We start from the raw sequence: 9,134 nt of genomic DNA, 5'->3' as shown, positions 1-9,134 counted from the left end.
GTGGAACGCTGTCTGGCCGCCGGAATGAACGATCATATCGGCAAACCCATCGACATAAACGAAATCATAAAAAAATTGAAACATTGGTTGCAGCGAAGTGAATGACGAGAGGGTTTTGTACCTGTCTTTGACAGTGCCTCTCAGCCAGACGTGATATCATACCAATTTGAAGTAAAAGGCCTGATAATGAAACTAAGCGATTCACACGGCTCATACTTCACCGGTTCGCTGCTTATAAAGTTAGAATAGCTAAAAGCAATGATATTCAAACATTAGCTTCTTCATTAACGCTCGATTGAAAGCAAATTGGTATCACAAAGCATCCCTGCGGCAAACAGCTCTCTGGTTCCGACAAAAAAACATCAGAAATCGTAAAAATGATGTACTGCTGTCTGCCCCCTTCATTATTCTTTATTGTTGACGATTCGTGCATTTCTAATTAAAATATTTTATAGAAAGAAATTATATTCCATTAGATGAAAAATAGATGAAAAAGCTGAAAACAGGAGAATGTCTGTGGATACGAATGGCGTCAGAGTGGTAGAACGGGCATTGGATATTCTCAATTACATGGCCGAAAGCGGGGAGCCCGCAAGGGTCTCCGACATCGCGAAGGCGACGGGGCTTTCTCCCGCCACGGTCTATCGTCTTCTTTCGACCCTTCGGGAGCGCAATGTGGTCCTGCAGGGGGAGAACTCCCTTTACATGATCGGGCCCACGCCCCTTTTCTGGTCGGGCGCTTACCGCCCCCGGCGTGCCCTTGCACGGGCCTTTCGAGTTTGTGTGGGCGAACTGTGGGAGATGAGCCGCGAAACCATACACCTTTACGCATTTGAACGTGATTGCGTTTATTATGTGGACAAGATGGAAAGCCCTCAGGCCGTGGTGATGCGCTCGCGGATCGGCGCCTGGCGCGACCTCTACAGCACCGGCGGCGGACGAGCCGTTCTCGGAGCTCTGCCGGAGGCCGAACGTCAGGCCTATCTGGACAACACTCCTCTCGTTCCCCATACGCCTGAGACGCGCACGGACAAACAGGTTCTGATTCAGCTCCTGGAGGATGGAAACCGTCGGGGGTATCAGGAGGAGCGAGACGAAAACGAGGTGGGAATCCGCTGCGTCGGAGCGCCAATTCTGGACGCGACGGGGTATCCTCTGGGAGCGATCAGCGTTTCCGCCCCTTCCTACAGAATGGACGACGCTCTTTCGGAAAAAATTGGAGCCGTAACCCGGGAGACGGCGGACAAAATCACGGCTCTGCTGAGGAAAAAGTGAGAAGCGTCCCCGCCTGAAATATAACTTGAAATAAAAATTGATATGAAGTGGCATGAAAAATTGAATATGAGGAGAAGGGGGAATTTTTCATGAGAAGCGCAAAACTTGTGGAACCCGAAAAGATTCGGGTCTTCGACGGAGAGCCCGAGCCCAAAGCCGGCCCCGGAGAGGTTCTTGTCCGGGTGAAGGCCGTGGGAATATGCGGAACGGACATCCACGTCTGGCACGGGGAACGTCCCGATGTGACCCTGCCGCGGGTCATGGGGCACGAGTTCAGCGGTGTCGTCGAGGATGCGCCGGGCTCCGGAAAGTTCAAAAAGGGCGATAAAGTCGTCGTCGATCCGGTGGTTTCCTGCGGAAAGTGTGTTTCCTGCAAACGCGGTTTTCCCAACCTCTGCTCCACGGTGAAATGCCTGGGCGTTCAGGTGGAAGGCGCGTTCTGCGACCTTATCGTCGTTCCGGAAAGTAAGGTCTATTGTTTTCCTGACTCCCTGTCCTTCGTTCAGGCCAGTATGATCGAACCCTACTCCATCGGGTCGGAAGTCATGTTCCGGGGCGTCCCAGCGGAGGGTGAAAAGGCGCTGGTTTTCGGCGCGGGGCCCATCGGGCTTGGAATACTCGAGGGGCTGAGGCTCAGGGGTCTTTCCGTCATGGTCACGGACCTGGTGGACAGCCGCCTGGCTAAGGCCAAAGAACTGGGCGCGGCTGAAACCGTCAACAGCAAAAAAGAGGACCTGACGGCGGCGGTCAAAGCCTTCACGGAGGATTTCGGCCTCGATTTCACCGTGGACGCCGTGGGAACTCCGAAACTCATGGAGAGCGCCGTGGAAATGGCCGCGCCGGGAGGGCGAATCGTGGTTCTGGGGTTCCATCCCGACCCCGCGCCGCTTCCGGAGCTGTTTCTGGTGCGTAAGGAACTGAAGGTTCTGGGAACCCGGATGAACTGCAACCGCTTCCCGGAGGTCATCGAGTGGTTCGGTGGAAAAAAGGTCCATCCGGACGCCCTGCTGAGCGCGGTCTATCCTCTGGAGGACATTCAGAAGGCCTTCGAGCACATCGTGGCGGACCCCGAAAATACTCTGAAAATTGTCATCACGCTGTAATCGTGTAAAAATGGGAACGTGCGGATTATTTTCCGTTTTATATCCCATTTTTGTATAAATTAAAGTGTTTTGTATAAGTTTTAAGGCAGTCTGGTATTGGTTGAATTTTTCCTTTAACAAATTTAGAATTATAAAATCCATTAGGAGGAATGCAGGGTGACTACATTGTTCGATCTGAAGGGGAAGGTGGCTGTCGTTACGGGCTCTCGAAAGGGGCTGGGCTTCGGCATCGCCGAGGGACTGGCCGAGGCCGGGGCGGACATTGTCGGAGTCGGCCCTCTTCCCATGCCGGAGCTGGAAAAGTCCGTGACGGGACTGGGACGTCGTTTTCTTTATTTTGAGGCGGATCTGTTCTCTCAGGATAAGATCCCCGCAGCCGTCGAAGAAACCGTCAAAAAATTCGGCGGTATCGATATTCTCGTGAACAATGCGGGAACCATTCGAAGGGCGGAACTGCTGGACTTCACGGAGAAGGACTGGGACGACGTCATCAGCCTCAACCTCAGGACGGTTTTCTTCTTCTCCCAGGCGGCGGCCCGGCAGATGCACAAACAGGGGCGTGGCGGCAAGATCATCAGCGTCGCGTCGCTGCTGTCCTTCCAGGGGGGGATTCGAGTGCCCTCCTACACCGCCAGCAAAAGCGGCGTTGCGGGATTGACGAAGCTCATGGCCAACGAACTGGCGAAGTACAACATCCAGGTCAACGCCATCGCTCCCGGTTACATGGCCACCGATGTCACCGATGCCCTTCAGAAGGACCCCGTCCGCAGCAAGGACATCCTGGACCGCATTCCCGCAGGCCGGTGGGGAAGCCCCGACGACCTGAAGGGAACCGCGATTTTCCTCGCCTCCAGAGCATCCGACTACGTGACGGGCCACATCCTTGCCGTGGACGGAGGCTGGCTGGCGAGATAACCTGTCGTTTTTCGGAGCCGTTACGGAGGGCCTCATATAAAATTGAGGTATTTAGGAAATATTGTGACAGGAAATATTATGAAAGGAAGAGATTGAAACCATGGCAAAATTTGTAACTTTCGGCGAAGTCATGTTGAGGCTGACGCCTCCCGGCCTTGAAGTGCTGCTTCAGACGCCGCAGTTTGTGGCGACCTTTGGAGGAGCGGAGGCCAACGTGGCCGTCTCTCTGGCCAATTACGGCGAGGACGTGGCCTACGTCACGGCGGCCCCGAAAAATCCCATCGGCGACGCGCTGATTAAGGAGCTCCGCAGTTTCAACGTCTGCACGAAACACATTCGGCGCTCGGGAGACCGCCTGGGGCTCTACTTTACGGAGACGGGCGCGGCGATGCGTCCCTCCAAGGTCATCTACGACCGGGCTCACGCCGCCATTGCGGAGGTAAAGCCGGGAGATTTCGACTGGGACGCCATTTTCGACGGGGCGAAATGGTTCCACACCACGGGCATCACTCCCGCCATTGCGGAGGGCACGGCGGCCGTGGCCATTGAGGCCATGAAGAAGGCGAAGGAGAAGGGCATGACCGTCTCCTGCGACCTAAACTACCGTAAAAAGCTGTGGAAGTGGGGCAAGACCCCCAAAGAGGTCATGAGCCAGATGGCGCAGTACATCGACGTCATGATCGCCAATGAGGAGGACTGCCAGAAGTGCCTCGGCATCGAGCTGGACGTGGATGTGACCTCCGGAAAGCTCGACACTTCAAAATATGAGGGGCTCGCCAAAAAGGTCATGGGAACGTTCCCCAACGTCAAATACCTGGCGGTCAGCCTGCGGGAGTCGGTCAGCGCCGACTGGAACAACTGGTCCGTGGTTCTGGCTTCGAAGGACGCGTTCCACGTCAGCAAAAAATATGAGATTCGCGACATCGTGGACCGCATCGGCGGCGGAGATTCCTTCGGTTCCGGGCTCATTTGGGGCATGAACCACTGGGACCCGTCCACCGCCGAGGGGCGGCAGAGCGCCACGGAGTTCGCGGCGGCGGCCTCCGCGCTGAAGCACACGATTTATGGCGATTTCAACCGGGTTGCCCTTGACGACGTTCTGAACCTGATGGGCGGCGACGCCTCCGGGCGCGTTCAGCGCTGAACGGCGGAAAGGGGAAGAGATTTCATGATACGTAAGTACGAAGTTCTGCAGAAAATTGGCGACGCGGGAGTTGTGGGGATCATTCGGGTGGACAACATCGACTTTGGCGTCATGGCCTCGGAGGCGATTTTCGAGGGAGGCATTCCGGTGATCGAGGTCTCGATGACGCACCGGGGCGCGGTGGAAATCATGGCGGAAATGACGGCCCGTCTCGGCAAAAAGGGCCTGCTTCTGGGGGCGGGGACCGTCGCCGACCCTGAAACGGCGCGAGCCTGTATGCTGGCTGGAGCGGAATTTATTTTTGCACACTGCCTCAGCGAGGACGTGGCGCGTATCTGCAATCGCTACGGCGTGCCCTACATCCCCGGCGTGGGATCGGTGACCGAGGTGATGAAGGCCTTCGAGCTGGGAGTTGACGTAGTGAAGGTGTTCCCCGGCGAAGTGCTGGGCCCTCAGTTCATCAAAGCGACCCGCGGGCCCCTGCCCAACGCGAAAATGCTGGCCGTGGGGGGCGTTTCTCCGGACAACCTGGGCGAATGGTTCAGGGCGGGAGCGTTTGGCGTGGGGCTGGGCTCCGCCCTGACGAAGCCCGGCGGAAAGGAAGGAACGGCCGAGACGATAAAGGCCGCGGCGAAGGACATTGTGGCGAAAGTCGCCGATTTGCGCAAAAAATAGCGTAAATTCAGAACAGGTGAATCTGGATTACAGCAACAGCGCGGTCGTGACTGAAGAATACGCGTAACACGGAGAACGGACGGACAGAAATTTATTGCAGAAAAGGGCCAACGGCTCTAAGTGAGGAGTGGTCAATGTGAACGCCGTATTGCAGAAGATCGCCGATGTGGGAGTCGTCCCCGTCGTCAAACTGGATTCGCCCGATCAGGCTCTGCCCCTGGGACAGGCGCTGATGGCCGGAAGCCTGCCTGTGGCGGAGGTGACCTTCAGAACCGACGCCGCGGAAGAGTCCATAAAGCGGCTTTCCGCGGAGCTGCCGGATCTGTTGGTGGGAGCGGGAACGGTTACCACCATCGACCAGGCAAAGCGCGCCGTGGCGGCGGGGGCGAAGTTCCTCGTCTCGCCGGGCTTTAATCCGGCGGTGGTGAAGTATTGCGTGGACAACAACATCCCGATTACACCGGGAATGAACAGCCCGTCCCAGATTGAGCAGGGGCTGGAGCTGGGGCTGAGCGTTCTGAAGTTCTTCCCCGCCGAGCAGTCGGGAGGGCTCCCCATGCTGAAGGCTTTCGCCGGACCTTACAGCGGAGTCAGATACATTCCAACCGGCGGAATCGGCCCCAAAAACCTCGCGGAATATCTCGCCTTTCCCAAGGTTCTGGCCGTGGGCGGAAGCTGGATGGTCAAGCCGGAGCTGCTGGCCGCCGGGAACTACGCTGAGGTGACGCGCCTCTGCCAGGAGGCCGTGATGCTCGCGCTGGGCTTCGAACTGCGTCACCTGGGCATCAACGAGCCCGATGCCGACGCGGCTCTGACGGACGCTCAAACGATGGACAAACTGTTCGGTTTTGCCGTGAAACAGGGAAACAGCAGCCATTTTGCGGGTATCGGGTTCGAGTTCATGAAGACGATGTACCTCGGCAAAAACGGCCATATTGCCATTGCGACCCTGAGCGTGGATCGAGCGGTGGCGTATCTGGCGACGAAGGGAATCAAAACCAGGCCGGAGACAGAAAAGCGCGACGCCTCCGGATCGCTGACCGTGGCCTACCTCGAACCCGAAGTCGGCGGCTTCGCGATTCACCTGGTAAAGAAGTGAGGAAATAAAGAACCCTCGCAATTGCAGCAGAATACAGAAACAATATCCATTCCCACCCTGCAGATCATCATATTGCAGGGTGGGAATTATTTGTGATACCTTATGTTTTCGTGATGTGCTTACGGCCTTTCCCGAGTGCATCGGCGTCGCCGTCAGTCCAAGTAAATAGAGGTTGGGGATTTTCTGGCGGAGCAACAAAAGGAGCCTCTGGCAATCGTAAGCGGGAGTATGGTGAGCTTCGTCGATAACTACGACAGCCGACGATGCGTGGGCACCCGACAGGCCAGTTTCAATGAACCTCCGGCTATTTCCTCTATATATTCCTCGTAAACGTTTCGGTATGTTATGCTAAACAAAGGCGGTTGATTTGGAAAATCGGACGCTTTCGATTCTTGAATTGACAAAACATTCTGCCGTAATTCAATGGCTGATGTCTGTTATATCGAATTTTCTCCACGCTGCGGAGAAAATTTGCAGGAGATAAGTTATGAACATAGTCGAGATTGAGAACACACTGTATTCGGAAGTAAAAGCCCTGATTGAACAAAGCCGTCAACGAGTCGCGGCTGTTTTCGACACGGAAATCACTTTGCTTTATTGGAATGTTGGACGCCGTCTGAAAACTGACATTCTGTCGAATGGACGCGCCGAGTATGGAGAACGTATTTTAGACACTTTATCGGCTCGATTGACTGCTGAATACGGCAAAGGCTGGAGCCATAAGCAATTGAGGCATTGCATCCAGTTATCGTCGGTTTTCTCCGACGAAAAGATTTTCTCCGCGCTGCGGAGAAAATTGAACTGGACAAGCATCAAGACCATAATGTACATAGACGATCCGCTGAAACGCGACTTTTACATCGAAATGTGCGCGATGAACCATTGGAGTACACGCTTGTTGCGGGAACGAATAAATTCCATGCTCTTTGAGCGTACAGCCATTAGCCGTAAACCGGATGAAGTCATCGCACGGGAGTTGGAATTGCTCAAAAATGAAAAGAAATTGTCGGCGGATTTGGTATTTCATGATCCATATTTTCTTGATTACTGCGGTTTGGTTGATGTTTATTCAGAGAAGGACTTGGAATCGGCGATTATCGCGGAACTGGCGCGATTCATCATTGAATTGGGCTCTGACTTCGCATTTCTTGCGCGTCAAAAGAGAATCACCATCGATAACAGAGACTATTACATCGACTTGTTGTTTTTCCATCGGCGATTGCGCTGTCTGGTTGCAATTGACCTGAAATTGAGCGAATTTGAGGCGGCTTACAAAGGCCAAATGGAGTTGTATTTGCGCTGGCTGGAAAAACACGAGATGACGGAAGAAGAGAACCCCCCTATTGGATTGATCTTGTGTTCCGGGAAAAACGAAGAACATATCGAACTGTTGCAGTTGAACAAAAGCAACATCCGCGTGGCCGATTATCTCACGAAGCTGCCGGATATGAAGGTGTTGGAAGCCAAACTGAAACAATCCATCGCACGGGCAAAACATCGTCTGGAGCGAACTGAGGATGAAAACGCGCTGCCCGATCAGGCAGAGTAGTCTCAATCGAAATGACTGGCTCCGACTGTGAACCCGATAAACTGAATAAGAGTGATGTTAGCCGTCCAGGTTTTCCAAAGCTTTTTTCTTCGCTTTCGGCGCAACTGCCCTTGGCCCTGTTCAGGCCGCTTACGAGGATGAATTCTGTGCGTAGTCTTTTGACAAAGGACATCACGGCAAAATGTATTTCATGAGTTTAAGATTACATTTTCACAAGTTATACCAATTTGCTTTCAATCAAGCGTTAATGAAGAAGCTAATGTTTGAATATTATTGCTTTAAGCTATTCTAACTTCAGGCCTTTTATTTCAAATTGATATTAATGTTGTTGATTTTTCCTTTCACTTTTTCGAGTGAGGCATGATATATTTATAAAATGTGGCACAAAAACGATACGATGGTATAGTGGATATCTTTCTCTGGTTTGTCTAATGAAAATTGATTTGTGGATGGGTATAGATGAGTCTATATTTTTATGAGAACTGGAGATGAATTTGCGATGGTGGGTTATTATAATCTTAATGTCCCAAAACTTGCAGACGAACGAAAACATGATACCAAACAACCATTTCCACACCAATTGAAAGCTTTTACTGCGTTGGATAAAACGTTGCCCCTGCCAATCAGAGGATATGCCGGTACAATGTTAGTGCTTCCCACAGGCGGAGGAAAGACATTCACCTCAGTCGACTGGATATGCCGTAACATACTCTCGAGGGAAATCAAAGTGCTGTGGCTGGCGCAGTCAGGATATTTGCTCGACCAGGCGGCCGAAACATTCATAGCGGAGATTCATAAAGCAGCCGGGCGGGATAAAATCAATCTGCGCGTCGTTTCAAGCAGCGATAAGCACGCTAATCAGGGAACCATTGGAATAACCGACGACGTGCTGATCTGCACGACGCAAACCGCAATCGCAGCGTACTCGTCCGAGCATCTCGACGGGCGCGGAAAGGTCGCTAAAACTCCGTTTCGAAAATTTGTAGATAACTGCAAAGATACGCAACTGTTCGTAGTTGTCGACGAAGCTCATCATGCTCCCGCTTACGGCTGCCGGACGCTTCTTTTGTCGCTTCGCGAGGAAATCCCCAACCTCTATTTACTCGGACTGACGGCGACGCCGACGCACATGGACAAGCGTATCAGCGGTTGGCTGAAAAATATATTCGATAAAGGGAACAACGGGAATAAAGGGGACAAAGGAATTTGTTACCAAGTCACCAGAGAAGAATTAGCGCTGAATAAAATACTCGCGGTTCCTAAGTATATTGAAAGGCAAACAGAACTGGAGTTCGAGGTCGACAGCGCCCTGATAGATCGCCTCGTGAACAAGCACAAGGATTTACCGGACAGCATTATCGAGAATTTAGCGAA

8 protein-coding genes and 1 pseudogene are annotated in these 9,134 nt (G+C 53.1%); 8 read left to right on the top strand and 1 reads right to left on the bottom strand.

Annotation, left to right across the window (positions count from 1 at the left end; genetic code table 11):
- Window positions 1–510: 510 nt before the first annotated feature.
- From LBR61_09680 to eda, 6 genes are all read left to right on the top strand, one after another.
- Window positions 511–1,275, top strand: coding sequence for an IclR family transcriptional regulator (locus tag LBR61_09680; GenBank protein MDR1732345.1), 765 nt, complete (start codon window positions 511–513; stop codon window positions 1,273–1,275).
- Window positions 1,276–1,364: 89 nt separating this feature from the next.
- Window positions 1,365–2,378 carry a zinc-binding alcohol dehydrogenase family protein gene (locus tag LBR61_09675; GenBank protein MDR1732344.1) on the top strand — a complete coding sequence of 338 codons (1,014 nt, stop codon included), beginning with the start codon at window positions 1,365–1,367 and terminating at the stop codon, window positions 2,376–2,378.
- A gap of 156 nt (window positions 2,379–2,534) precedes the next feature.
- A complete protein-coding gene (kduD, locus tag LBR61_09670) occupies window positions 2,535–3,293 on the top strand; it encodes a 2-dehydro-3-deoxy-D-gluconate 5-dehydrogenase KduD (GenBank protein ID MDR1732343.1) in 759 nt (252 codons plus the stop codon).
- 100 nt (window positions 3,294–3,393) lie between these two features.
- Window positions 3,394–4,437 carry a sugar kinase gene (locus LBR61_09665; protein ID MDR1732342.1) on the top strand — a complete coding sequence of 348 codons (1,044 nt, stop codon included), beginning with the start codon at window positions 3,394–3,396 and terminating at the stop codon, window positions 4,435–4,437.
- A 24-nt stretch (window positions 4,438–4,461) separates the two neighbouring features.
- Window positions 4,462–5,112: a bifunctional 2-keto-4-hydroxyglutarate aldolase/2-keto-3-deoxy-6-phosphogluconate aldolase gene (locus tag LBR61_09660; protein ID MDR1732341.1), complete on the top strand. Its 651-nt coding sequence runs from the start codon at window positions 4,462–4,464 to the stop codon at window positions 5,110–5,112.
- A gap of 136 nt (window positions 5,113–5,248) precedes the next feature.
- The gene (eda, locus tag LBR61_09655; protein MDR1732340.1) at window positions 5,249–6,211 is read left to right on the top strand and encodes a bifunctional 4-hydroxy-2-oxoglutarate aldolase/2-dehydro-3-deoxy-phosphogluconate aldolase; all 963 of its coding nucleotides are present in this window, start codon (window positions 5,249–5,251) and stop codon (window positions 6,209–6,211) included.
- A gap of 138 nt (window positions 6,212–6,349) precedes the next feature.
- Here eda and LBR61_09650 read toward each other — a convergent pair.
- Window positions 6,350–6,493: pseudogene (locus LBR61_09650) on the bottom strand (DEAD/DEAH box helicase family protein).
- A gap of 205 nt (window positions 6,494–6,698) precedes the next feature.
- Here LBR61_09650 and LBR61_09645 point away from each other — a divergent pair.
- Together LBR61_09645 and LBR61_09640 are read left to right on the top strand one after the other, a co-directional pair.
- The gene (locus tag LBR61_09645; GenBank protein ID MDR1732339.1) at window positions 6,699–7,760 is read left to right on the top strand and encodes a PDDEXK nuclease domain-containing protein; all 1,062 of its coding nucleotides are present in this window, start codon (window positions 6,699–6,701) and stop codon (window positions 7,758–7,760) included.
- Between the two features lie 499 nt (window positions 7,761–8,259).
- The coding region (locus LBR61_09640; protein ID MDR1732338.1) for a DEAD/DEAH box helicase family protein at window positions 8,260–9,134 on the top strand (875 nt) is incomplete at its 3' end.

Source organism: Synergistaceae bacterium, assembly GCA_031272035.1.
Classification (GTDB): domain Bacteria; phylum Synergistota; class Synergistia; order Synergistales; family Aminobacteriaceae; genus JAISSA01.
Note: the sequence above shows the minus strand (reverse complement) of the source record. Positions and strands in the feature narration are given on the sequence as shown.